The 26,485-nt window shown below is 49.2% G+C and carries 20 protein-coding genes and 1 pseudogene; 17 read left to right on the top strand and 4 right to left on the bottom strand.

All coding sequences use genetic code 11. The features are described 5' to 3' along the window. Nucleotides 1-609: 609 nt before the first annotated feature. The 3 genes from Q0090_RS01930 to Q0090_RS01920 form a co-directional block, all read right to left on the bottom strand. A complete protein-coding gene (locus Q0090_RS01930; RefSeq protein WP_297946915.1) occupies nucleotides 610-1,080 on the bottom strand; it encodes a PaaI family thioesterase in 471 nt (156 codons plus the stop codon). Nucleotides 1,081-1,107: 27 nt separating this feature from the next. After that, nucleotides 1,108-2,007: a DUF2807 domain-containing protein gene (locus tag Q0090_RS01925; protein ID WP_297946913.1), complete on the bottom strand. Its 900-nt coding sequence runs from the start codon at nucleotides 2,005-2,007 to the stop codon at nucleotides 1,108-1,110. Between the two features lie 112 nt (nucleotides 2,008-2,119). Continuing rightward, nucleotides 2,120-2,578: an N-acetyltransferase gene (locus Q0090_RS01920; RefSeq protein ID WP_297946911.1), complete on the bottom strand. Its 459-nt coding sequence runs from the start codon at nucleotides 2,576-2,578 to the stop codon at nucleotides 2,120-2,122. A 426-nt stretch (nucleotides 2,579-3,004) separates the two neighbouring features. Between Q0090_RS01920 and Q0090_RS01915 the strand changes: the two genes are divergently transcribed. The 3 genes from Q0090_RS01915 (at nucleotide 3,005) to ppdK (ending at nucleotide 10,255) form a co-directional block, all read left to right on the top strand. After that, nucleotides 3,005-5,026: a fructose-1,6-bisphosphatase gene (locus tag Q0090_RS01915; RefSeq protein WP_297946908.1), complete on the top strand. Its 2,022-nt coding sequence runs from the start codon at nucleotides 3,005-3,007 to the stop codon at nucleotides 5,024-5,026. 40 nt (nucleotides 5,027-5,066) lie between these two features. After that, the gene (locus Q0090_RS01910) at nucleotides 5,067-7,466 is read left to right on the top strand and encodes a transglycosylase domain-containing protein (RefSeq protein WP_297946906.1); all 2,400 of its coding nucleotides are present in this window, start codon (nucleotides 5,067-5,069) and stop codon (nucleotides 7,464-7,466) included. 62 nt (nucleotides 7,467-7,528) lie between these two features. After that, nucleotides 7,529-10,255: a pyruvate, phosphate dikinase gene (ppdK, locus tag Q0090_RS01905; protein ID WP_297946904.1), complete on the top strand. Its 2,727-nt coding sequence runs from the start codon at nucleotides 7,529-7,531 to the stop codon at nucleotides 10,253-10,255. 365 nt (nucleotides 10,256-10,620) lie between these two features. On the opposite strand, the gene Q0090_RS01900 is transcribed toward ppdK, so the two are convergent. Further along, complete coding sequence (locus Q0090_RS01900; RefSeq protein ID WP_297946902.1) at nucleotides 10,621-11,337, bottom strand: DUF4476 domain-containing protein; 717 nt, start codon at nucleotides 11,335-11,337, stop codon at nucleotides 10,621-10,623. A 490-nt stretch (nucleotides 11,338-11,827) separates the two neighbouring features. On the opposite strand from Q0090_RS01900, the gene Q0090_RS01895 reads away from it, so the two are divergent. From Q0090_RS01895 to Q0090_RS01830, 14 genes and pseudogenes are all read left to right on the top strand, one after another. Then, a complete protein-coding gene (locus tag Q0090_RS01895; protein WP_297946900.1) occupies nucleotides 11,828-12,310 on the top strand; it encodes an HU family DNA-binding protein in 483 nt (160 codons plus the stop codon). Between the two features lie 177 nt (nucleotides 12,311-12,487). After that, complete coding sequence (locus Q0090_RS01890) at nucleotides 12,488-12,934, top strand: N-acetylmuramoyl-L-alanine amidase (protein WP_297946898.1); 447 nt, start codon at nucleotides 12,488-12,490, stop codon at nucleotides 12,932-12,934. After that, a complete protein-coding gene (locus tag Q0090_RS01885; RefSeq protein WP_297946896.1) occupies nucleotides 12,931-13,131 on the top strand; it encodes a hypothetical protein in 201 nt (66 codons plus the stop codon). Before Q0090_RS01890 ends, Q0090_RS01885 begins: the two co-directional genes overlap by 4 nt. Before the next feature lie 473 nt (nucleotides 13,132-13,604). Beyond that, nucleotides 13,605-13,922 carry a DUF4248 domain-containing protein gene (locus Q0090_RS01880; protein ID WP_297946894.1) on the top strand — a complete coding sequence of 106 codons (318 nt, stop codon included), beginning with the start codon at nucleotides 13,605-13,607 and terminating at the stop codon, nucleotides 13,920-13,922. 428 nt (nucleotides 13,923-14,350) lie between these two features. After that, on the top strand, nucleotides 14,351-15,280 hold the full coding sequence (locus Q0090_RS01875) for a magnesium transporter CorA family protein (RefSeq protein WP_297946892.1): 930 nt from the start codon (nucleotides 14,351-14,353) through the stop codon (nucleotides 15,278-15,280). Between the two features lie 30 nt (nucleotides 15,281-15,310). Further along, nucleotides 15,311-16,924 carry an ATP-binding cassette domain-containing protein gene (locus tag Q0090_RS01870; protein ID WP_297946890.1) on the top strand — a complete coding sequence of 538 codons (1,614 nt, stop codon included), beginning with the start codon at nucleotides 15,311-15,313 and terminating at the stop codon, nucleotides 16,922-16,924. 21 nt (nucleotides 16,925-16,945) lie between these two features. Further along, the gene (locus Q0090_RS01865) at nucleotides 16,946-19,021 is read left to right on the top strand and encodes a S9 family peptidase (RefSeq protein WP_297946888.1); all 2,076 of its coding nucleotides are present in this window, start codon (nucleotides 16,946-16,948) and stop codon (nucleotides 19,019-19,021) included. A 72-nt stretch (nucleotides 19,022-19,093) separates the two neighbouring features. Next, complete coding sequence (locus Q0090_RS01860; RefSeq protein ID WP_297946886.1) at nucleotides 19,094-19,723, top strand: HAD family phosphatase; 630 nt, start codon at nucleotides 19,094-19,096, stop codon at nucleotides 19,721-19,723. 216 nt (nucleotides 19,724-19,939) lie between these two features. Next, on the top strand, nucleotides 19,940-20,344 hold the full coding sequence (locus Q0090_RS01855) for a DUF4923 family protein (RefSeq protein WP_297946884.1): 405 nt from the start codon (nucleotides 19,940-19,942) through the stop codon (nucleotides 20,342-20,344). Nucleotides 20,345-20,914: 570 nt separating this feature from the next. Continuing rightward, on the top strand, nucleotides 20,915-21,343 hold the full coding sequence (locus Q0090_RS01850; RefSeq protein ID WP_297946882.1) for a hypothetical protein: 429 nt from the start codon (nucleotides 20,915-20,917) through the stop codon (nucleotides 21,341-21,343). Between the two features lie 617 nt (nucleotides 21,344-21,960). Beyond that, nucleotides 21,961-22,347, top strand: a pseudogene (locus Q0090_RS01845) (Bro-N domain-containing protein); the annotation flags it as partial. Nucleotides 22,348-22,691: 344 nt separating this feature from the next. Beyond that, entirely contained in the window at nucleotides 22,692-24,239 is a 1,548-nt protein-coding gene (locus Q0090_RS01840; RefSeq protein WP_297946880.1) for a type I restriction-modification system subunit M, read from the top strand. Beyond that, nucleotides 24,236-25,264, top strand: coding sequence for a virulence RhuM family protein (locus Q0090_RS01835; RefSeq protein WP_297946878.1), 1,029 nt, complete (start codon nucleotides 24,236-24,238; stop codon nucleotides 25,262-25,264). The genes Q0090_RS01840 and Q0090_RS01835 overlap by 4 nt, the downstream gene beginning before the upstream one ends. After that, nucleotides 25,251-26,480, top strand: coding sequence for a restriction endonuclease subunit S (locus tag Q0090_RS01830; RefSeq protein WP_297946876.1), 1,230 nt, complete (start codon nucleotides 25,251-25,253; stop codon nucleotides 26,478-26,480). The genes Q0090_RS01835 and Q0090_RS01830 overlap by 14 nt, the downstream gene beginning before the upstream one ends. The last annotated feature ends 5 nt before the right edge of the window (nucleotides 26,481-26,485 follow it).

The following is a 26,485-nucleotide window of genomic DNA, read 5'->3' as shown; positions in this document are numbered from 1 at the left end:
ACTTGCATGTGTTAAGCCTATCGCTAGCGTTCATCCTGAGCCAGGATCAAACTCTCCATTGTTATTTTTGTTTTGTTATAATCCTTCTTTGTGACTCCTTGGATGTCCTTGTCCTTATTATTGGTAGCACCTTATTCAGAGTTCTCTTTAGATCGGGTCGCCTTTTAAAACGTTCAATCTTACCTCGTATTCGTTCCCACGCACGCATTCCTCGTTACCAAGAAATTCGTGGCGTGCACTACACAATTTGTTATATATCAAGCTTCTCAAAGATCTCGTTATCTCGCCCCTCCTCCCGTAATCCAACCCCGTAGGAGCTGAACCCGTTCGTGAAGCGAACGTGACTGCAAAGGTACAAAAATTATTTTGACTTCTGCAATACTTCGAGGAAAAATCTCTTTCATCCTCATCGCAACCGAGCCTTATTTAGCGGAAGCTCGCTTGCCCCCTTGCCTCGTTTGCGTTTGCAAAGGTAATACTTTTATTCTGACCTGACCAAATTTATCCCTAATCTTCTGATGTTAAGAAACATTACACAGCTATATCTCAACAACTTACAGAGGAAAATTTCTTGCCACGATGTAGATACAGAGCAAATTTTGAGGGGTTCTACTTCTTCACGAAGCGCACAGCGACCATTTTGGCGATTGCTGTTTTCTCTTCTCCAGCCCACAATTCCATCTCCAAAATGGCCTTGCGATCTGTCACCTCCAGAGGACGGGCCACCACCTTTAGAACACAATTCATCGGAGTCGGGCGTAGATAATCCACTTCCAAGTGCGCCGTAACAAAGCGATCCAAGGTCTCACGACTTAGAGGGATCTGATGCGCTGCCAGATAAAACCCGGCCGCCGAAGCCGTACCATGACAATCGAAAAGCATGGCAATAAACCCTCCATACAGATTCGAGGGCACCCCTCCCGTGTAAACATCCGGCGGCGTGGTGGTACAAGTAGCAGAAGCGCCATCGGGAGCCATGTAACTACGGAGATGCAACCCCGAAGGATGCGCCTGCCCACACCCCCAGCAGTGACTAAACTCGGGGGCGTAATACTCTTGGATTGGCAATGATTGCGTCATATATTACTATATATAATAGGTGTACGATTATTTACAACGGATAAAATTCGCCTGCTGGGTGACGGTCACATCAGAAGGCTTAGCCCCTTCTCCCCGAAGGATGAGATGCGATCGCTCAGAAAGCGTAACCGAATAGGTCTTATCCACCTTCCACTCCGCCTGAGCATCGTGACTCAGGAGCACCTTGATACTCTCGGCAACAAACTTCTCAGCATGCACCTTGCTACGCCCCGACAAGGAACAATCCACCCGATCCGCCAGACCGGAAAAGTACGCCACCCCAGAGCCCGCCATAGAGAGATTCGTCTCCGACGTAAGGGCATCATACTTTAACCGACCATTCCCCACCGTCTGAACGGAAAGGGTCTTTGAACGGAAACGCCCAGAGCTCTTAAACTCACCGGAAAGCCGAATAGAGGCCACTTCTCCCTCCACCTGCAAGCCTTTGAGGCGAGAAGAGTGCTGTACGAGCGTAAAATGATCTACCTCATTCACCCCCTGAGCCGTGAGCGAACTATCACTCAATAGCGTAATAGAGGGGAGGAAAGGAACCGACAAATACAATGTAACCCTCCGCGGGAGCTCGGTCAACAAACCATCGGGAGAAAGGTAAACACGAAGCAACCCCTCATGAAGGGTATAGTTAACCTCATCGAAAATGGCAGAATGCCCTTCCATCACGAGCCCTTCAGACAAACCAAAACTCAGCTCCACATCGAAGCCCGAACCGACCTCAAGGGATTGAATCGGCGCCGACAAGTCAATCGTGCGCTTTTCAAGAGCAACCTGCCGCCTGCGGTGCATCCAACCCAAAAGGCCACCACCCAAAGTCGCGAGTCCGACCCCTACTGCCGCCCAGATAGTAGGCGCACTTTTCTTTGCCGTATGCCCTCCAAGGGAATCTTTTTTCGAATCTAGCGAATCCATAATCTATCACTCTAGAGTGCCTCAAAGCACGTTAATTTAGGATTCAAAAGTACTTCTTTTTGGGCGAATAACGCATCCTGCTCCCTCTAACGAAGGCAGACTCGCCGCCCCTCTAGGCCTGTAGGATTATCCGCTGGTAGGCAAGGCGAGGGGCTCCATCCGGCAGAAAAATTGTACCACACGGAACAAAGCCCAAAGAGAGAAAGAGGTGCTGCATCACAAGGTTTTGCGCATGGGTATCCACACGCAGATTGCGAGAGCGCTGTGAGCACCAATCAAAAACAAAACGAGCGATCCCCCTCTCTCGCCCCGAAGAGGCCAAGCGATGTATCACTCCGTAGGGCTCCTCATTGAGCCACGCTCCCTCTATTATAATATAGGTAGGGTCCTCCCCCTCTACAAAAACGAAGGTGGCAACAACCTCATCACTCTGATCGACAACCACATAACTAACGCCTCGAGCTATATCCTCTCGAAGCAGGGCGGAGGAGGGATAGCCCGAGTCGCCCCACTGATGCGGATTACCCAACGATGCCATGTAGGCACGTGCTCGCTCATAGATAGCCAGCATGCAAGAAAGATCCGACTCGAGGGAATGACGCACTGAAAGGGACATCCGAAAAACAACTAGCCAATAACAGACGCAAAGGTAGGCTAATTCTCGACAGAAATACAGCTGATTTTCAGAAAAATATCACCCAGTATTCCCCCATGATTCTAGCCGGGAAACATTTTATTGCTGCCCTAAAACGAAAAAAGAACAGGGCAGCGTTTTTCCTCCGTTTCACAGCCCTTCTCGCCGATCTTTACTAGGAAAAATGCCCCTTTGACAGAATCCAACGAGGAAGAAAAGTTGTAATCCGTTGGCAGTAAAGCGAGAAAGGAATCGCCAACCCGGCAAGAGAGAAGCGACCATACAAGCCTGCCACTATTGCCACTCCCCACAAAAAGAGTACCTTTGCTCTGTGATAATGAAAACTAGTTTTGCGTATCCAGTATGACAAGAGAACCCAACGAGCAAGTAGAAGCCATCCGCAAGGACCTTCGCTACCTTCAGCTTTTGTCCAATAGTTTCCCGACATCAGCCGAGGCTTCCACCGAGATTATCAATCTCGAAGCCATCCTCAACCTGCCCAAGGGCACAGAGCATTTCCTCGCCGATGTACACGGAGAATACGAAGCATTCAACCACGTGCTCAAGAATGCCTCGGGGAGTATCCTACGCAAAGTACGCGAACTATTTGGCCACCAACTGCAGGAGCGCGAGATGGCAGAATTGGCCACTCTTATATACTATCCTGCGGAGAAGCTAGAGCGCTGCAAGAAGGAGCTATCCAACCTCGATGAGTGGTATCGCCTCACCTTGATACGCCTTGTGAAAGTGTGCCGCAAGATGGGAGAGAAATACACTCGCTCTAAGGTACGCAAGTCCCTCCCCCAGAAGTATAGCTACATCATACAAGAGCTATTACACGAAGATGGGATTAACCCCAACAAAAGTGCCTACATCGCTAGTATCTTCGACACTATCATAGCCACAAACTGTGCCGACGACTTTATCATAGCCATCAGCACCACCATCAAGCGTCTTGCCATCGATAGGCTCCACCTCGTAGGGGATATATTTGATAGAGGCCCCGGTGCTCAGCATATCATGGACACCGTAATGCACTACCATAATGTGGACGTGCAATGGGGTAACCACGACATGCTTTGGATGGGAGCAGCGGCCGGCAACCTGGCTTGTATGGCCAATGTAATCCGTATTGCCCTACGGTATGCCAACCTCGACACCATTGAGGATGGCTACAACATCAACCTTCTCCCCCTGGCTCGCTTCGCCATGGACACCTATGCGGACGACCCTTGCGACTGCTTCAAACCCAAGATGGGCGACTCCGACGCAAGCTACGACGAGAAGAGTGTCTACCTCATCAGCCAGATGCACAAGGCCATTGCCGTAATTCAATTTAAGCTGGAGCACGCTCTGATCGCAGCGCATCCCGAGTATAAGATGGAGGATCGCGACCTCTTTGATAAGATCAACTGGGAAGAGGGATCGCTCGATCTTACCCATACAGCCCCCAATGGAGGGTATGGCCATCACCCGATGCTGGATATGAACTTCCCCACGGTGAACCACGACAACCCCTTCGAACTAACCCCTGAAGAGGCCTCTGTAGTAGAGCAATTGAGACTCTCTTTTGCCCATAGTATCAAGCTACACGAGCATATTCGTACCCTCTACAAAATCGGGAGCATGTACCTCGTATGCAATGGCAACCTACTCTACCACGCCTCAATGCCCCTCGACAAAGAGGGTATGCTCAAAGAGGTACACGTGGGCAGTGGTACCTACAAGGGTAAAGCCCTACTGCAGAAAATCGATACGGTAGTACGTGACGCCTACCAAGCCCCCGAGAGCAGTGACCGCAAACAAAAATCGGTGGACTATATGTGGTACCTGTGGTGTGGACCCGACTCTCCCCTCTTCGATAAGAGTGCCATGACTACCTTCGAACGTTACTTTATCAAGGATAAGGATACCCACAAAGAGCACAAAGGCTACTACTATAAGTACCGCGATGATGCTCAGGCCATCACACGCATTCTTGCAGACTTTGGCTTAGAAGGTCCCGATTGCCACGTAATCAATGGGCACGTACCCGTCAAGGCCGTAAAGGGAGAAAAGCCCCTTATGGCAGGTGGGAAGCTCCTTGTAATCGATGGCGGATTCAGCCGCGCCTACCAGTCGAGCACCGGTATTGCAGGATACACCCTCACGTTCAACTCTAGAGGCTTGCAGCTTGTACAGCACGAACCATTTAGCAGCAAACGTGAAGCGATTGAGAACCTTGACGACATCAGAAGTGTTACTGTAGTGACGGAGCCTACCTCGCACCGAATACTCGTTGCAGACACGGATATGGGCAAGGTGCTTCGTGAGCAGGTCAACAATCTCAAGCAACTCCTTGAGGCTTACCAATTGGGGCTGATCAAGGAACGCGAGTCCAAGTAAATAGAAAACAGACAGAGTACAAACTAGCACTTCCTTATTGATGCGTCAAAAAATAAGAAAGATCCTATGGATTGTATTCGGCTCTTTTTGGGCTTTTGTCTTGCTGCTATTCCTACTTATATGGTTTGGCATCATTGGCTACATGCCCCCTGTAGAGCAATTACAGAATCCCATAGATAAATATGCATCGCAGCTGATCTCGGCAGACGGTGTCACCCTAGGGTCTTATGCCCGTAACGGCAATAACCGCATATATTCGTCGTACCAAGAGCTATCGCCCGACCTCGTGCGAGCCTTGATAGCGGTAGAAGACATTCGCTTCGAAGACCACTCCGGGATTGATGCCCGAGGCTTGCTCCGTGCTATTGTTAAGCGCGGGATACTAAGACAAAAAGGCAGCGGTGGTGGTAGTACCATCACGCAGCAGCTTGCCAAGCAGCTCTACTCCCCCAAGGCAGACAACGTAATCGAGCGACTTCTACAAAAGCCTATCGAATGGGTTATTGCCGTCAAACTAGAGCGTTACTACACTAAAGAGGAGATCATCTGCATGTATCTCAATCAGTTCGACTTCCTCTACAATGCAGTGGGTATTCGCTCGGCAGCAGAGACCTATTTTAGCAAAAAGCCCAGCGAGCTCAACCTACAGGAGAGTGCCATGCTGGTGGGGATGTGTAAGAACCCGGCGGTCTTCAACCCCATCCTTCACAACGACAAGGACTGGGCATTAGAGCGCCGGAATGTAGTGCTCAAACAGATGGCCAAAGCGGGCTTCCTCACAGAGGCCGAAGCCGACTCTGTAGCAGCCCTCCCTCTTGTAACACGCTTCCACAAAGCGCAGCACAACGAGGGTCTCGCTCCCTACTTCCGAGAGTTCATCCGACTGATACTCACGGCCCAAAAGCCGGACAAGAGCAACTACAACGAGTGGTCCATAGGACAGTATGTTGCCGATAGCACCGCTTGGGAAAACGACCCCCTCTACGGATGGTGCGAAAAGACCCAAAAGGCAAACGGCAAGAACTACGACCTCTATGCAGACGGGCTGAAAATCTATTGTACCATAGATAGCCGCATGCAACGCTATGCCGAAGAAGCCATTCGCGAGCACCTAGGTGGCTTCTTGCAACCCGCCTTTGACCAAGAGAAAAAGGGCTCCAAGTCCGCCCCCTATTCTTCACGAGTTTCTGCAGCCGACCGGGAAGCAATGATTCTACGCGCCATGAAGCAGTCCGATCGTTGGTACCAAATGAAGCAAGAGGGGGCGAGTGACAAAGAGATACTCGCAGCCTTCGATCAGAAGAGAAAGATGCAGGTTTGGTCTTGGGATGGCATGATAGATAAGACCATGTCTCCCCGCGACTCGATCCTCTACTATAAGGGGCTATTGCGCTCCGCCTTTATGGCAATGAACCCCTCGAATGGGCATGTACTTGCCTATGTGGGTGGGATTGACTTCCGCACCTTCAAGTACGATATGGTCAATCAGGGGCGCAGGCAGGTCGGTTCGACCATCAAACCCTTCCTCTACTCGCTCTTGATGTCAGAAGGGATGTCTCCCTGCGACATGGTACTCCACAACCCCGTAACTCTCTACGACGGCAATGGACGTGCCTGGACGCCCCGAAGCGGAGGTGCCCGCCGCCAAGGCGAGATGGTTTCGATCCGTTGGGGTTTGCAAAACTCCTCCAACTGGGTTACGGCTTATCTCATGGGGCAAACCTCGCCCGTTACCTTCGTACGTCTACTCAAATCGTACGGCATTACGGGCCATATTGACCCGGTAGTGTCGTTGGCCGCAGGTACTCCCGACGTTTGTCTTGCCGAGATGGTAAGTGCCTATACCACATTTGTATCGCAAGGGATACGTGTGAGCCCGCTCTACGTTACCCGCATCGAAGACCAATTTGGTAATACAATCGAAAGCTTTGCCCCCCGCATGACCGAGGTTCTCAACGAAGAGACCTCCCTAAAGATGCTGGATATGCTGCAAGCTGTAGTGAATGGCGGTACCGGTGGGCGCCTAAGAAGCCGCTACGGCCTGGAGCTGCCACTTGGTGGTAAGACAGGGACAACGCAAAACAATAGCGACAGCTGGTTTATTGGATTCTCTCCCGAGATCGTAGCCGGGTGCTGGGTAGGTGGCGAAGACCGCTCTATCCACTTCAACTCCACCTCCATCGGACAAGGAGCTGCTGCTGCGCTTCCTATCTTTGCCAAGTTCATCAAGAAGGTCTATAGCGATAGGACTATAGGTTACTCCCGCGACAAGAAGTTCAACATCCCCCAAGGCTATAATCCATGCGGCTCTGCCGGTGGCGGCAACGAAGGCGAAGCCGGCTGGTGGGATGGCGAAGGTGGCGACACCGATACAGAAGGTGCCGGCAACACCTCATCCCAGAGTGGCACCCGAGAAGGGACCTCTCCGCCCTCCAACTAATCCCAACGAAATTAAGAAGACAAAAGATTATAAGAATACGCTAAACTAACAAAGAAGCACAGATGGAAAAAAAACGAGTTTATTCCTTTGGTGATGGTAAGGCCGAGGGACGTGCTGACATGAGGAATCTGCTTGGTGGTAAAGGTGCCAACCTCGCAGAGATGAACCTAATCGGGGTACCTGTTCCTCCAGGTTTTACAATTACCACTGACGTATGTAGCGAATACTACTCAATTGGTGGAGAAGAGGTACGCAACCTCCTCAATGACGAAGTAAAGTCTGCAATCAAGGGTATCGAAACCCTTATGAGTCATAACTTTGGTGATCCCTCAAACCCATTGCTCGTGTCGGTTCGTTCCGGAGCTCGTGCATCCATGCCCGGGATGATGGACACCATCCTCAACCTTGGTCTCAATGACGAAGTAGTAGCCGGCCTCAGCAAAAAAACCGGCAACGAGCGTTTCGCTTGGGACTCTTACCGCCGTTTCGTACAAATGTACGGTGACGTGGTACTTGGCATGAAGCCTGCCGAAAAGACCGAACAGGATCCTTTCGAAGCCATTATTGAGCAGGTAAAAGAAGAAGCCGGAGTAAAACTCGACAACGAACTCTCGGTAGAAAACCTCAAAGACCTCGTAGTTCGCTTCAAAAAAGCAGTATACGAGCGTACCGGTAAGGACTTCCCCGCAGACCCCTATGAGCAACTATGGGGTGCCATTATGGCGGTATTCAACTCATGGATGAACGAGCGCGCAATCCTCTACCGCAAGATGGAAGGTATCCCTGCTGAGTGGGGAACCGCTGTAACCGTACAAGCTATGGTATTCGGGAACATGGGCAATACCTCAGCTACAGGGGTATGCTTCTCTCGCGATGCCGGTAACGGAGAAAACCTCTTCAACGGAGAGTACCTTATCAATGCACAAGGAGAAGACGTAGTAGCCGGTATCCGTACTCCTCAACAAATCACCAAGATTGGTTCACAACGTTGGGCAGAACGCGGAGGCATTAGCGAAGCAGATCGTGCTGCTAAGTACCCCTCTATGGAGGAATGCATGCCCGAGATTTATGCCGAGCTCAACGCCATCCAACAAAAGCTAGAAGACCACTACTCTGATATGCAGGATATGGAGTTTACCGTACAAGAAGGCAAACTCTGGCTCCTCCAAACACGTAATGGTAAGCGCACCGGTAGCGCAATGGTTAAGATTGCTTGTGACCTACTCCGCGAAGGTAAGATCACAGAAGAGCAAGCCATCATGCGTATCGAACCCAACAAACTCGATGAGCTACTCCACCCCGTATTCGATAAGGAAGCGCTAAAGAAGGCCCAACTCCTCACGAAGGGTCTCCCTGCATCTCCCGGTGCTGCAACGGGACAAATTGTATTCTTTGCCGACGACGCCGCTGCTTGGAACGCAGAAGGCAAGAAAGTAATCATCGTACGCCAAGAGACTTCTCCCGAAGACCTCGAAGGTATGACAGCCTCTCAAGGTATCCTCACCACACGTGGGGGTATGACCTCTCACGCTGCCGTAGTGGCTCGTGGTATGGGTAAGTGCTGTATCACCGGTGCCGGCGAAATGATGGTGAACATGGTAGAGCGCACGCTTACTATCGGTAAGACCGTTCTCCACGAAGGCGATAAGATCTCTATCAATGGTAGTACGGGTGAAGTATTCCTCGGCGAAGTTGCTACGGTTGCTGCCGAAATGGACGATGACTTCCGCACCTTGATGACGCTTGCCGATAAGCACGCACGCCTCCAAGTTCGCACCAATGCAGACACTCCTCGCGACGCTGCAACGGCTCGCAACTTTGGTGCCGTAGGTATCGGTCTCTGCCGTACAGAGCACATGTTCTTCGAAGCAGAAAAGATCAAAGCCATGCGTGAGATGATCCTCTCCGAAGACGAAGAGGGTCGTGTAAAAGCCCTCGAAAAGATCTTGCCTTACCAGCGTAAAGACTTTTATGAGATCTTCAAAGTAATGCAAGGCTTGCCCGTGACGGTACGTCTTCTCGACCCCCCTCTCCATGAGTTTGTTCCCCACGACGTAAAGCAACAGAAAGAGATGGCAGAAGCTATGGGTATCGATCTTGCGACCCTCACAGCTCGCATCGAAAAGCTCAACGAGCAAAACCCAATGCTCGGGCACCGTGGTTGCCGTCTCGGTAATACCTTCCCCGAAATTACTCGCATGCAGACGCGTGCCATCCTCGGGGCTTGCTGCCAACTCCAGAAGGAGGGTATTGAAACTCATCCCGAGATCATGGTACCTCTCGTTGGTATCCTCTACGAGTTCAAGCAACAAGAGGAAGTAATCCGCGCTACAGCAGAAAAGGTATTTGAAGAAGAGGGTGTACGCCTCGACTTTAAGGTAGGTACGATGATTGAGATCCCTCGTGCGGCTCTCACCGCAGACCGCATCGCCTCGTCGGCTGAGTTCTTCTCGTTTGGTACGAACGACCTTACGCAGATGACCTTCGGGTACTCTCGCGACGACATCGCCAGCTTCTTGCCTCACTACCTCGAGCAGAAGATCCTAAAGGTCGACCCCTTCCAAGTACTCGACCAGAAGGGTGTGGGACAACTCATCAGCATGGCAACCGAGCGTGGTCGTGCCATCCGTCCCGACCTCAAAGTGGGTATCTGCGGCGAGCATGGTGGTGAACCCTCGTCCGTTAAGTTCTGCCACCGTGTAGGGCTCAACTACGTATCTTGCTCACCCTTCCGTGTGCCCATCGCACGCGTAGCTGCTGCACAAGCTGCTATCGAAGAGCGCAAGTAATCTAGCGAACTAGATACAATCCCAATAAAGGGATACCTGAGAGATGAAAATCTTTTGGGTATCCCTTTTTGTTTTACCGGTGAGAAAAACTTGGGAACGTGGCCTATAAGTCCTGAGAAACCAGCCTCCACCCTCAGAAAAACCACCCGGACTTACACGTTATCGGAAGCCGAAGAGGAGCACCCTCACACCCATACGCATTCGACTCCACCCCACCTCACACGAATAAGGATAGTTTGTTTGGGACTATAGCTGTGCGATAAGGATTTATCGGTTAGGATAATAGAAAGGGCTGGCTTCTCCCCCGGAGAAGTCAGCCCTTTTGCCAAGCCCTTAGGAGATCTTCCTTTGGGGGCGGATATGGGTTACCAGCCTTTGTTGTAGCCGTAGCGGAAGTCGAGCTCTTTGCGCAGTAGGTCTCGCACTTCGTTCTCCGAAGATGAGAACGAGAAGATATCGCTCATCTTTATGCAATTCTCAATATCAAACACCTGACTAGCTAAGACACGAGCGACCACCAATCTAGAGCTATCGAAGGTGGGCACGGAGCAGAGGTCTTTGAATTGCTGAGCCGTCACCCCGGCATCGATAGGATAGAGTGCCATCACCTTTTCCACATCCGACTTGAAATTAGCCCTCTTGAGCTCTTCTCGCAACGCCTGATAGGCCTGCTGAGCGATGGGACGCAACCGATATCCTTTGGAGTTGGTCACAAAGGGGTAGTCTCTATTGGGGTGACCATAATCGTCTCTATCACCCGGGTAAACGTTGTCTCGAGAGATATACCTCTCGGCATCAATGTACTCTGTACCATAGCCCGAGAAGTAAAAATTGCGGTCGTATATAACTCGCTGCCTTGGGCGGAGTCGCTCCAGGGCCATCTCTATTCGCACTCGATAGTTACCCCTAGGCAAAGCCACATAGCAACTATAGGTAGGGTTGCAAACCTGAGTATTGTCTACGTAAACAACGATAGGGACACTCCTTGCTTCGATAGAGATCCCCGCGAGACTTTGTGCAGAAAGCGTTGTTGCCAAAGCGAATGTAAGCAACAAGGATAGGAAGAGAGAATAACGTTTCATAGAGGGTTCGTTTTATTCGTACTTTTCCCAAAGGTAAAACATTCTCCCCAAAAACCGTCCTCCCCTCCGCAGCGCACGCAATGAAATAAAAGGAGAGCCCCGATGGATGCCTTCTTATAAAGGAGGGGATTATCCCCCAAGAAAGGAGCACAACACAGCACGAAACAACACAAGGCAGCACAACGCGGCACATTTTGGGCGAGGCTATTGCAAGAGGCAAAATCTCGCTTTACCTTTGCAATGCAATCCACGAGAGAGGGCACTCTCTAGCACCAGTGGGAATAAGAGCAACAAGCGACTCTAGAGAAGGCTCCCCCCTACCTACATTCTATTTTGTGTGGGAGAGGTGAGATCAAGAGGCTTTGACAAAAGGATGCCGGCTTACCCCAATCAAAGACTCATTCTTTAGTACTACGCCTACTCCATCCCCCAGGCCCCCTCCACGAGGAGAGCAAAAACATTTTATTAACTATTTATTCCGACAAAAATTATGTCTGTAAATTATCGTGTGGTCCGTCGAACCCTTAACTTCGACAAAGCGAATCCCAAAGAGGTTGTTGTCGCTCAAACCGAACCGCGTGCCACTACCGGCCTCGAAGATCTTATCACACTCATCGGTCAGATTTCTGCCATCTCCCGAGGCGACGTACTCAGCGTTATCAGCACACTCACGCGCCTCATTGCCGACGAACTGGCCAAGGGCAATATCGTCGAAATAGGAGAATTGGGGCGCCTTCGCTTCAACATGCGTAGTAAGGCCGCCAAGAGCGTCAAGGAGTTTACGCACAACAATATTCTCCCCCCTACGCTGCACTTCTTGCCCGGTATGCTGCTCAAAGATGCACGCCGCCGCATCCGCTTCACCCTTGCTGACGAAAAGGGGAAAACTGCAGAGGGTAAAGGGAAACCCGTAACGCCTCCCAATAGCGGTAGTGGTAGCGGTACCTCCTCAAGTGGCGAAGGGAACGAATAAACTCTAACCTTACTCTAGTCAACTCTAACTAAGAGGGGGCAAAGGTCGGCTTCTCCCCACGCATAGGGACTCCACTTTTGCCCCCATTCTTTCATTCTCGCCCCCTTCTCTCGTAACAAAACATGGAAACTCTACGAGGAGGGGACACTATACTCCATTAAAAACGACAACACGTATATGAATGTACAATATATTGTAGTGCATTGCTCTGCCACGCGCATCGATCGCCCCTACAAGGTGGAGCAGTTGGAACGCGATCACCGAGCTCGGGGTATGCGCTCTGCCGGTTATCATTTCTACATCCCGAGAGATGGTATTATCATTCCCCTACGCCCCCTCAACGTAGTGGGGGCGCACGCCCGAGGTTATAACCGCAAAAGCATTGGGGTATGCTACGAGGGAGGATTGCTCAGCGACGGCACCCCTAGCGATACGCGCACCCTAGAGCAGCGAGGAGCCCTGGTAGTACTCCTAAGGATGCTGCGCAGATGTTACCCCCAAGCGCGCATCGTGGGGCATCGAGATCTTAGTCCCGACCTCAATGGAGACGGCAAGATTTCGCCCAACGAATGGACCAAACTATGCCCTTGTTTCGATGCGAAGGAGGCGTATGATCAGCTATGAACCGACTCTCTTTCCAGCTTTGGTATGCCGCCATCACCACCCTGCTGGGTGTTGTATTGCTTTTCTGTTCTTTTTATGCACCTCCCGAAGGGGAGATCTCGCCTACCGTAATGGTGGCCTTTGGTGAGATCTGTACCTTTGCCGGAGCCTTGATGGGATTGGATTATAAATGGCGCAATCGAGACCCTAAAGAGTAGGGAGACAAAGGCCCCATTTTATACACGAGACGACCCTTCCATACCCTCTATATAGGGTGTAGAAGGGTCTCTATCTATCCCTCGAAACGCCCTATTTCGCCCGCATAATATACTTACGAAAAAGGGGGAACAAAGCTCCCAAATATTACTACCTTTGCCTCGGAACTCTCGCCAAGGCGAGCTCCGAAGAGGAGACGAGATTTATAGACACCATCCCACCTCTTCGGGCAAGGCTGTAACCTAGCCTAAGGCTCTCACGGGGAGGCAGAGGCCCACTCCGATTATATAAAGAGGTGATCTTTTTCTCTGAGAGAGAGAGACATCCACCCCAAGACCTCCCTACCCCGATGGGGCAACCCCGATGGGAGAGAGAGGCCACAACAAGCCATTTATTTATACTCTTCTGCCCGCAATCCACTCCAAGGATATGGGAAGAGAAAGAAGAGTACGTGTATATATTTTATTATCTATTTATGATGAATTGGAAGATCGGGAAACCGAACAAACAAGAGGAACTATGCTACAGCATAGAAGCTCGCCCCTATGCCACCCAAGAGGTGGCCCTCAAATGGTTTAGCATCGAAGGCAACATCACCAGCAACCCCAAGCAGAATGCCGTGCGCAATATGCGCAACTACATCAAAAGACATCGCGACCTGCAAGAAGCCCTTGCCCGTGAGGGGTACCGCTCCTATATGCGCAGCCTGTCTCCCGTATTGGTACAGATCATTGTGGCTCATCGCTCCAAAATGAAAGTGATCATAAGCCCAATCGGTTTGGAGCACAGTTAGATTCGCCTTCACAAGGGAATAGAGAGGGCACTCTCATTGGCAAGAAATTGCTACCTTTGCACATGGAGTATTCCTCTCATAAATTAAAAGAGATTCGAAGTAATAAAAAGCAATGACAGACGATTCGTTACCGCCGCAAACTTCAGACGATAAGTCGCCCATCGGCATCCAGTGCAGCGACCCAATAAGGCGAGAGAGCGTCTATCATGCTATTACGCTCGCCTCATTATAGATAGGAGGAGAACTAAGGGCTATCCCAAGCGAAAGCCCACCTGCAGAAGCGCCCTCCCCCGGCAAAGATTCTATAATTAGGGCTCCGAGCCTGCCTGATGCCCTGCCCTATAAGAGCGGCAAAAGTGGCATTTATTCTTATCGTCTACGCACTTACGACAAAAAACGTGCATCCTTTCTTACGAAAAAAAAAGACTATGCGTAGATACTTTTACCCCGAAAAAGGCTTTGTTGAGACCGACACCCTACATGAGGGTTGCTGGATGAAAGTGGTAAGCCCCACAACAGAAGACCTCGACTTCTTGACCAACGATTTGGAAATCCCCGAGTCGTTTATTGCCGACATTGCCGACGCCGACGAGCGTCCTCGTACGGAAGAAGAAGAGGGCTGGAACCTAACTATTGTGCGTATCCCCATCGTGGCGTCCGACTCTGCCACGCCCTATACCACTATCCCCATCGGTATTATTTACTCCCCCGAGCGGCACATTATGGTAACAGTATGCTACCATCGCACGCAGTTAATGCCCGACTTTATCGGGCACAACCGACGCAAAAAGATTGTGGTAATGAGCGAGACCGATTTCATCTTCCGCCTCGTACACAGCTCGGCCGTGTGGTTCCTAAAGTACCTCAAGCAGATAAGTTCGCTTATCATGGAAGCGGAAGAAGCCCTCGAGAGCAGCATTCGCAACGAAGACCTCTTGCAGCTCATGAAGCTCCAAAAGTGCCTCGTATACTTTAGCACCTCCATCCGAGGCAACGAAGCCGTTATCAACAAGTTACAAGGGAGCCGCCGCAGCATCGGATACGACGAAGACCTCGCAGAAGACGTTAGTATTGAGCTCAAGCAGGCTTACAATACGGTGACTATCCATGCCGAAATCCTAACGGGTACGATGGATGCCTTCGCCAGCGTTATCTCCAACAATGTGAATACGATCATGAAGCGAATGACCAGCGTTTCCATTCTACTCATGCTCCCTACCCTCATTGCCAGCCTATATGGGATGAACGTGCCCAGTGGGCTCGAGCAATCACCCGTCGCATTTTGGGGGTTGGTAGTTATTGCCGTTGTTATCTCAGTAGGCGCCTTCTTCCTACTCAAACGCATCAAATGGTTCTAAGACAATAACAGAAAACGAATACATATATATATGATCACGATCAACGACCTCTGCATCCAATTTGGCAAGCGCGTCCTGTTTCAGGATGTCAATCTCAAGTTCACCCCCGGCAATTGCTACGGGATTATTGGAGCCAACGGAGCAGGGAAGTCTACTCTACTTCGTGCCATTAGTGGGCAAATAGACCCCACTCGTGGCAGCATTTCTTTGGGTCCCGGCGAGCGTCTCAGCGTACTTAGTCAGGATCACTTTGCCTTCGATGAGTTTACCGTCCTCAATACCGTTTTGATGGGGCACAGCACCCTATGGGAGGTGATGGAGGAGAAAAATGCCATCTATGCCAAGGAGGATTTTTCCGACGAAGACGGCAATCGCGTGGCAGAATTGGAAGAGCAATTCGCCAATCTAGACGGTTGGAATGCCGAGAGTGACGCCGCAGCTCTTCTCAGCGGACTTGGGATCAAAGAAGATCTCCACTACCAGCTCATGAAGGACATCAGCGGTAAGCAAAAAGTGCGTGTGCTACTCGCTCGAGCCCTCTTTGGTAAACCCGACAACCTTTTGCTGGACGAACCTACCAACGACCTCGACCTCGATACCGTAGGATGGCTCGAAGATTATCTTGCGGAAACAGAGAGCACCGTACTCGTTGTGAGCCACGACCGTCACTTCCTCGACGCCGTTTCCACCCACACCATCGACATCGACTTTGGTAAGGTGCGCCAGTTTGCCGGGAACTACTCCTTCTGGTACGAGTCTAGCCAATTGGCCCTCCGCCAGCAGCAACAGCAGAATAAAAAGAACGAGGAGAAGCGCAAGGAACTCGAAGAATTCATCCGCCGCTTTAGTGCCAACGTGGCCAAGAGCAAGCAGACAACCAGTCGTAAAAAAATGCTCGAGAAGCTCAACGTGGATGAGATTGTGGCCTCCTCTCGCCGCTACCCTGGGATTATATTCCAACCCGAGCGTGAGCCGGGCAACCGCATTCTAGAGGTCAAGGGGCTAACCGCAAGCATCGAAGGGCAAATCCTTTTCCAAGACCTCAACTTCAATGTAGAGCAGGGCGACAAGATCGTTTTCATCAGCCGCGACCCTCGCGCCATGACAGCCCTTTTTGAGATTATCAACGACAATCGCAAAGCCGACTCGGGTACATTCGAATGGGGACAGACCATCACCAAAGCCTATCTTCCACTAGATAATACCAACTTCTTCAATACCGATATGAACTTGATCGAGTGGCTCGGGCAGTTCGCTCAGGACACCAACGACGTCTATATCAAGGGATTCCTCGGACGTATGCTCTTCAGTGGAGAGGAAGTGAATAAGAGCGCTTCGGTACTCTCCGGGGGAGAAAAGATGCGTTGTATGATCTCCAAAATGATGCTTCCCCCGGGAGCTAACGTGCTCGTGCTGGACACCCCCACCAACCACCTTGACCTAGAGTCGATCCAAGCGTTCAACAATACGCTCATCGGATTCAAGGGGAATGTCCTCTTCAGCAGCCACGACCACGAGTTTATTCGTACCGTTGCCAATCGTGTAATTGAGTTGGGCCCCAAGGGGAGCATCGACAAAATCATCAATTACGACGACTATATCAGCGACACCTCGCTACTCGAGCGTCGTGAGGCTATCTATTAATCATCAAGAATGCCATATCCTATGAAAAGAACTATCCTCAGCCTCCTCGCAGCCGTTTCGCTTGCCATACCCGCATATGCAGCAGGCTATAGCGATGGAAATCCAACCCTACAGACTTCTCAATCCTCTATGATGACTCCGGAAATGCTCCTTACCATGGCTCGGATAGGAGGCTTCTCTCTCTCCCCCAATGGCAAACAAGTTGTGTACAGTGTGAGCCTACCAAGCATCCAAGACAACAAGGCAAAGACGCAACTTTTCCTTGTCAATAGCGATGGTTCGGGTCGTAAAGCTCTTACTGATGGCACGCACACAGCCGTCTCTCCTCGCTGGATCGAAGGCGGGAAGCGCATTGCCTATCTTACGGTCATTGAGGGAGAAATGCAACTTGTCAGCATCCTTCCCGATGGCACCGACCAGCGTCAAGTAACCCGCATCCCCGGGGGAATCACCGGATACCTCTACAGCCAAGACGGCAAACAGCTCGTATATACGGCGGATATCAAGCTCCCCAACGAAGCAAAAGATCGCAATCCCGACCTCGATAAAATCTCGGGACGTGTCATTACTGATCTTATGTACAAGCATTGGGATGAGTGGGTAGAAACCGCTCCCCATACCTTCGTTGCCTCTCTCGCTCAGCAGCCCATCACACAAGGCAAGGATCTCCTAGAAGGCGAACTATTCGAGGCTCCCATGAAGCCCCACAGCGACGAGAGCGACATCGCCATCACCCCCGACGGCAAGGGTATTGCCTATGCCAGTCGCAAAAAAACGGGACTAGAATACAGCCTCTCCACCAACTCAGATATTTATTACTACGACCTCACAACCGGCACTACCACCAACCTAACCGAGGGCATGATGGGCTACGATACCCACCCCACGTTCTCCCCTGATGGTAAGTACATGGCATGGCGTAGCATGGAGCGCGATGGGTACGAGTCGGATCTGATCCGCCTTTTCCTCCTCGATAGAACCACGGGCGAGAAGACCTACCTCACCGAAGGTTTTGAGTACAACGTAGAGCAACCCACCTGGAGCCCGGACGGAAAAAGCATCTACTTTATTGCTTGTGTAGAAGCCGAGTCGCACCTATACGAACTCACGCTCAAGAACAGAAAAATACGCCGTATCACCCAAGGGCAGATGGATTATGTGGGCTTCGACCTACAAGGCACGACGCTCGTTGCAGCACGCCAATCCATGCTAGCCCCCACCGACCTCTACCGTGTAGACCTCAAGAAGGGCACGGCTACGGCTATCACAAAAGAGAACGAATCGACCCTCGCTCAGCTGGGAGACGTTCGTTGCGAAAAGCGCTGGATGAATACCACCAATGGCGAGAAGATGCTCGTTTGGGTACTCTATCCCGCCAACTTTGATGCCTCAAAAAAATATCCCTCCATCCTATATTGCCAAGGAGGGCCACAGAGCACAATCAGCCAATTCTGGTCCTATCGTTGGAATCCTCGCATCATGGCAGAGAACGGATATATCGTAATTCTCCCCAACCGTCACGGTGTTCCCGGATTCGGTAAGGCATGGAACGAACAGATTAGTGGCGACTACGGAGGTCAGAACATGCGCGACTACCTAACAGCTGCCGACGAAATGAAGAAAGAACCCTACATAGATCCTAACGGAATGGGCTGTGTGGGCGCCAGCTACGGAGGCTTCTCGGTATATTGGCTTGCAGGTCATCACGAAAAGCGTTTCAACTGCTTCATCGCCCACGCCGGTATCTTCAATTTGGAAGCTCAGTACCTGGAAACGGAGGAGAAATGGTTTGCCAATTGGGATATGGGAGGTGCTCCTTGGGAAAAATCCAATGCAACCGCACAACGCACCTTTGCCACCTCGCCTCATCTCTTCGTGGATAAATGGGATACCCCCATACTTATCATTCACGGAGAGCGCGACTACCGCATCCTGGCATCACAGGGGATGATGGCTTTTGACGCAGCTCGTATGCATGGCGTTCCCACCGAGATGTTGCTCTATCCCGACGAGAATCACTGGGTACTCCAGCCCCAGAATTCGGTACTCTGGCAGCGCACCTTCTTCCGTTGGCTAGACCGCTGGCTCAAGAAATAATCCCTTATAAACGTATACATATGGGGCGTACCAAGATCCTATGCTTGGTATGTGCCCCATTTTTTTATTCCTATGATCAAGAATATCATCTTCGACTTTGGAGGCGTTCTTGTCGATCTCGACAGAGACGAAGCTGCCAAACGTTTTTTAACCCTAGGCATACACGATATAGAAGACCTACTCGATCCCTACCTACAACGTGGGGTTTTTCTAGAACTTGAGCGGGGTACTTACTCAGCCTCTCGCTTCGAGGAGCTCCTAAACGAGCAGTACCACCTCTCCCTCACACATCAGCAGGTAAGCTGGGCTGTACAAGGGTTTATCAAGGAGGTCCCTCTCTATAAGTACGACTACCTCCGTGAGTTGCGCAAAAAGTACTACCTCGGAATCCTAAGCAACACCAACCCCTACATACTCGAAACGGTAGAGGCTCCCGGATTCCTTCCCAATGGAGGTTCGCTCCCCCAAATGGTGGACCACATCTATGCCTCTTGCCGCATGGGACTTCTCAAACCAAGCCTCGAGATATATCAAAAGATGCTATCCGAGGGGAAAATGAAGCCCGAAGAGACGCTTTTCCTAGACGATGGCACGGCCAACGTAGAGGCTGCTAAGGCGCTCGGCATCCACTCTCTACTCGTAAAAAATGCCGAAGATTGGCACGATGCCCTGCAAGAGAAGCTCCATAGCCTCCAAAACTAAAATTACTAACCAGCTAAGGGACAGAGAGATAAAACAAAAACAAGAAAAAAAATTCGCTCTACGAGAGCAAGAATTGTTGCGGATCAAAAAGTTTATAGTAACTTTGCATCGTATTTGCTGGAGTTACCCACTAAAGGGGAGTCGTCCGGCGATTTTGTGTATCCGCACTTGCGTGAGAATATAGAACAAAGAATAGTATTAATAATTAAGAAGACAATGAAAAAGGTATTTGGTATCATCGCTCTTTCTATGGCTCTTTTTGCCTGCGGTGGCAACAAAAACGAAGAAACAGCTGACACAACTGTAGCTGTTGTAGAAGAAGTAGTAGTTCCCACTCTTCAAATGGGTGAATGGAAGGCTGGTGAAGTATCTCTTACCCTCAACGAAGATGCGTCTTTCATCTTTGTTGAAGGTGAAAAGAAAACTGAAGGTACTTACGCTTTCAACCCCGAAACAATGGAACTCACTCTTACTCCTAAAGAAGGTGAACCTATGGTTTTGAAGCTTACAGAAGCTGGTCTCGAAATGGCTGCTGCTGAAGAAGGTGCTGCTCCTATTGTATTCGTAGCTCCTGCTCCTGTAGTAGAAGCTCCCGCTGCTGAAGAAGCTCCTGCAAAATAAGAAAGGAATCTAATCACCCTCTGTCTCTCCACTCTGAGAGAGTTAGGGAAAAGATAAACTTTAAGGGACCGCTGCTCCTCTCTCGAGGGGTGGCGATCTCTTTTTCTAGGGAAAGGCGAGAGACTCCAAACCCTCTCTTGAGATGGAGAGCGGGAGGCAAGAGCCACCCCACAAGAGGAATAACACACTCCACAAGCCCCAACAGAGACAATCACACAAGGTAGAAGGGATCAGACCCATACCCCGCTCGGCTCCAACCGGCAAGCGCAACAGAGGCTCCTCCAAGGCCTTGCAAAAAAAAATCGCACCCCAAGGTGTACAATATCTAATCCATATTTCGTACTTTTGCAGCGGAAATAAAGATAGGGGGCATAGGGAACGCCCAGACTATCGCCTCAGCTCCCAAGAGAGGGGCTGATCTCGACAATAAGAAAAAGAAGGAAGCCCATTCCCAAAAAAGCCGAGATGTACGCTAGTGGTCTATATGCGTTAGACACCATCCGTAAACATCGCGAGGTAACCCAAGAAGGGGCTCTATACTAGAATGATAATTTTTAATAATTCAACATTATGATGAAGAAAATGATGGGCATTGTTGCCCTCTCTATGATGCTTTTTGCCTGCGGTGGCAACAAGAACGAAGAAACAACGGACACAACTGCAACTGTTGTAGAAGAAGTAGCAGCTCCCGAACTCCAAATGGGTGAATACAAGGCTACATTCCCTATGGCAGACAAGGGTACTGCTGAAGAAGCTACTCTCGTAATCAAAGAAGGCAACCTCTGCGACTACAAGACTTCTACAGAAGACCTCAAGGACGTACCTTATACTTTCGCTGAAGGCAAACTCACTTTTGCTGACAAGGCTTTCGAAGTAGAAAATGGTATGATCTATATGCTCGATCAAGAAGGCAAGCGTGCTAACGTAGAAGGTTCTCAAGAATACATCTTCATGCTTGTTCCTGCTGAAGCTCCCGCTGAAGCTGCTCCTGCAAAGTAAGAAACCCAACAAATATCCCCTAGCCATCTAGCGGGATAGAAGGTAAGCTGATCGCTGCGCCCTTGCACTATTAGGGCGTGGCGATCTTCTGTTTATGGGGCCCCTCTGGGTCCTTCGAGGCCGAACGAAGTAGAGAACGGACCATTCTCTTCAGAACTCTTTTATCTCTCCACTTTCCCTCGGGGCCGAAGGGACTGGGGCACAGCCCTCCGAGGCAAGAGAAAGAGACGGCGGAGAGAGCACTCCTTTTCGGGCAAAATCTGCCCCGATCTTAGCCAAAAACACCCGGACACTTCGGCCAAAAACTTTTTTCGTTTCTGCCCTACTCCTCCCCAAATCTCAGCCATCCTCCTACACCACACCCATACAAATCAGGGAGAAAGAAGCCACAACAATGCCCTCCTCTGCTGCAACTCGCTCCCCCTCTTGCTCCCTCGGTAGAAGTTCTTACCTTTATAGACAAATACAAACAGCACTATAACAAATAAAAGCTTGACGAAAGTCAAGGACAAACGCAAGGCGATAGACATTGTAAAACTAAACGCAGAGGAAGAGCAGTCCGTGAAGCGAATAAATGATTGAGCTGATATTGACGAAATCGTAAAGGAGAGGGAGGCATGAAAGATATTCATAAGTTTGAGAATAAGCAGGTACGTTCTCATTGGGACGCCGAACAAGAGAAGTGGTACTTCTCTATTGTAGATGTAGTGTCTATTCTTACGGACCAAACGGATTATCAAGCAGCAAGGAATTATTGGAAAGTACTGAAACACAGACTAAAAAAAGAAGGAAATGAAACGGTTACAAATTGTAACCGTTTGAAGATGCTGACGGCTGACGGCAAGATGCGTCTGACTGATGTGGCTGATAGCGAGCAACTGTTTAGGTTGATACAATCTGTACCAAGCCCCAAAGCTGAGCCTTTCAAACAATGGCTAGCCAAGGTGGGAAGTGAACGCTTAGACCAGATACAAGACCCTGAGCTTAGCATCCAGCAAGCTCTCTCTAACTCCCCATCCTCCCCCAGAACAAATCCTCTCTCTCCCTCTTTCCCCCTCGGTAGAAGTTCTTACCTTTATAGACAAAATGAACAGACAAATCAATTAGAAACGGAGGATAAGCGTTGAACTCACAGCCCGGTATAAACTTCTTCAGTTCCGAATGAGGTTATTCGGGCACGGTAGATATGGCTCGTTTAGGTACTTATCGGGATCTATTCACTAAAAGGATCAACCTTTTAAAGAAACCCGAAAATTTCTAACACCCATTTATACTGAGTCAGTTATCTCAGCAACAATATATTTGGGACAGTATTGAACTAAATCAGAATTAAGAACCAAGCATAATAATGACAAATACAAGACAAAGAGACGTATTGCAGACTACTATTTGGAAGATTGCCAACGAGGTACGCGGCACTGTGGATGGCTGGGATTTCAAACAGTTTGTCTTGGGCACGCTTTTCTATCGTTTCATTAGTGAGAATTTCACCCACTTCATGGAGGCTGGGGAGGAGGGCGTAAATTATGCCCAATTGCCCGATAATATAATTACCCCGGAACTAAAAGACGATACTACCAAGGCCAAAGGATATTTCATTTACCCAAGTCAATTGTTCGTCAATGTTGCTAAGGAGGCTAACAGCAATCCCAATCTAAACACGGATTTAGATGCAATTTTCAATGCGATAGAAAGTTCTGCAAACGGCTATGCGTCAGAGCATGATCTTAAAGGGCTTTTTGACGACTTTGACACGACCAGCACCCGACTGGGAAATACCGTTGAAGAGAAAAACAAACGATTGGCAGCCGTTATCAAGGGAGTGGAAAGTTTGGACTTCGGCAACTTTGAGGATAATGAGATTGACCTTTTTGGAGATGCCTACGAGTTTCTAATTTCCAACTATGCTGCTAATGCCGGTAAGTCGGGAGGTGAGTTCTTCACCCCTCAGACGGTTTCCAAGCTGATTGCACGGCTTGCCATGTTAGGGCAATCCTCGGTCAATAAGATCTACGACCCTGCCTGCGGCTCTGGTTCTTTGCTGCTGCAAGCCAAGAAACAATTTGATGAACATCTGATTGAGGAAGGATTTTTTGGACAGGAAATTAATCATACAACCTATAACTTGGCGCGTATGAACATGTTTCTGCACAACATCAATTACGACAAGTTTGACATTGCCCTGGGCGATACGCTGCTCCAGCCTCAGTATGGTAATGAAAAGCCTTTCGATGCCGTTGTCTCCAATCCTCCTTATTCGGTAAACTGGGTGGGTAGCGAAGACCCTACGCTAATCAATGATGACCGTTTTGCTCCTGCTGGCGTGCTAGCTCCCAAGTCGAAAGCGGATTTTGCTTTTGTACTTCATGCGCTCAGTTACCTTTCTGCTCGTGGGCGTGCTGCTATAGTCTGTTTCCCCGGCATCTTCTATCGTGGTGGAGCCGAGCAGAAGATAAGGAAGTATTTGGTGGACAATAACTTTGTAGAAACGGTTATATCCCTGCCTCCCAACCTGTTTTATGGCACAACCATTGCCGTGAATATCCTTGTTCTCTCAAAACATAAATCTGATACCCGGACACAGTTCATCGAGGCCAGTGGAGAGGACTTCTTCAAGAAAGAAACCAATAACAATGTGCTACTACCCGAGCATATTGACCGCATTGTGGAGATTTTTGGCGATAAGGAAGAGGTGCAATATGTTGCCACATCAGTGGATAACAGCGTTATTGCCGAGAACGATTATGATCTCTCCGTTAACAAGTATGTGAAGTCGGAGGATAAGCGAGAGGTAATCGACATCGTGAAACTCAATGCAGAGGTGGCGCAGACTGTAAAACGAATAGATGTGCTACGTGCGGATATTGATAGTATTATAAAGGAGCTGGAGGCATGAAAGAAGAAAATAATAATCGAGTTATCATCTACAAAAGTACAGACGGAAAGTCGGAGATTGCCGTACAGTTTGAAGGCGAAATGGTGTGGCTGACTCAGCAGCAAATGGCGGAACTCTTTAAGACCACAAAACAAAACGTGAACCTTCACATCCGCAACATCTACAATGAAGGAGAACTCTCCCCTGAGGCAACTGTCAAGGATTCCTTGACAGTTCAGACGGAGGGAGGGAGAGAGGTGCACCGTCAATTGATGTATTACAATTTAGATGTGATTATTTCCGTAGGCTATCGCATAAAAAGTATCATCGCCACCCATTTCCGCCAGTGGGCTACGCAAAGGCTACGGGAGTATATCGTCAAGGGCTTTGTCATCGACGACGACAGGCTTAAAAACCTTGGTGGAGGCGGCTACTGGAAAGAACTGCTGGATAGGATTCGAGACATCCGATCCAGCGAGAAAGTGATGTACCGCCAGGTGCTTGATTTATATGCCACCGCCATCGACTATAACCCCAAGAGTTTGGAAAGTATCGAGTTCTTCAAAATTGTACAAAACAAACTTCACTATGCAGCTCATGGACACACTGCAAGTGAAACGATTTACTTTCGAGTGGACAGCAATAAGCCCTTTGCAGGACTCACTAATTTCAAAGGAAGCGAACCCACACAAGCAGAAATGATGATTGCCAAAAACTATTTGGAAGAAAACGAACTCAAGGTTCTCAACAATTTAGTTGCAGCCTACTTTGATTTGGCAGAACTCAATGCCATAGAAGAGCGCGAAATGAGAATGGAGGACTATATAAGGGAACTGGACAGCATCCTTAGCAGCACGGGACGCAAACGTCTTGGCAACGCCGGGCGTATATCGAACCAACAAGCCAAAGAGAAAGCCTTGGAAGAATACAAAAAATACCAAGCCAAAACATTGAGTGGTGTAGAGAAAGACTATCTCAAGTCAATAGCACAGCTAGAGAAGCAAGCAAAATCAGCAAATAGAAAGAAAGGCAATGAACAACAATAAAGAGTTATGTAAGCCTCCCTTTATCGAACGGCTACTGGATGGAGCTGAGGTGGAGTGGAAACCGCTAGGGGAAGTGGCAGAATTGAAGCGTGGAACTTCTATAACCAAAAAGACTTCGACGGAAGGAAAATACCCTGTTATTGCTGGTGGACAACAACCTGCATATTATGTAGATACATTTAATCGAGATGGTGAAACTATTACGGTTGCAGGTTCTGGTGCTTATGCTGGTTTCATAATGTTTTGGAATGAACCTATCTTCGTAAGTGACGCTTTTTCCATTAAAGCAGATGAAGCGAAAATACTACCTCGTTATATCTATCATTTCTTACTTAATATTCAAAAGAAGATACATGACTTGAAAGCTGGTAGCGGAGTCCCTCATGTCTACTCAAAAGATGTTGCTCGTTTTCTTATACCGCTTCCTTGCCCAGAAGACCCTAAAAAATCAATGGAGATACAGCGCAAAATCGTTGAAATTCTCGATAAGTTTACTACGCTGGAGGCGGAGCTGGAGGCGGAGCTGGAGGCGGAGCTGGACTGCCGCAAGCGGCAGTATGAGTACTATCGCAACCAGCTACTATCTTTTAATATGTTAAACGGGGGGGGGCAAAAGCTAAATAATGTAACGCTCATTCCGTTAGGTAAGGTAGGAGAGATTTGTATGTGCAAGCGTATTCTAAAAGGACAGACCTCAGCTGCTGGTGATGTAGCATTCTACAAGATTGGTACATTTGGTAAAACTCCCAATGCTTACATATCAAGGAAGCTGTTCAATGAATATAAGTCGAAATATAGTTATCCACGTATCGGAGAGGTTCTTATTTCAGCAAGTGGAACAATAGGTCGCACTGTAATTTTCGATGGTAAAGAAGCATACTTCCAAGATAGCAATATCGTTTGGATTAAGAATGATGAAAGTCAAGTCTTAAATAAATACCTATTCTATTGTTATCAGATAGTAAAATGGAACGTATCTGAAGGGGGGACCATTCAGAGATTATACAACGATAATCTCAAAAAAACGCTTGTCCCAATTCCATATCTAGATGATAGGAAGAAATCTCTTGCCGAGCAAGAGCGCATTGTATCTATCCTTGATAAGTTCGATACACTGACGACCTCTATCAGTGAGGGGCTACCCAAGGAGATAGAGCTACGCAGAAAGCAATATGAATATTACCGCAATCAATTGTTATCGTTCAAAACAAATTAAAATAT

Source organism: uncultured Porphyromonas sp. (genome assembly GCF_938023125.1).
GTDB lineage: Bacteria > Bacteroidota > Bacteroidia > Bacteroidales > Porphyromonadaceae > Porphyromonas.
Note: the sequence above shows the minus strand (reverse complement) of the source record. Positions and strands in the feature narration are given on the sequence as shown.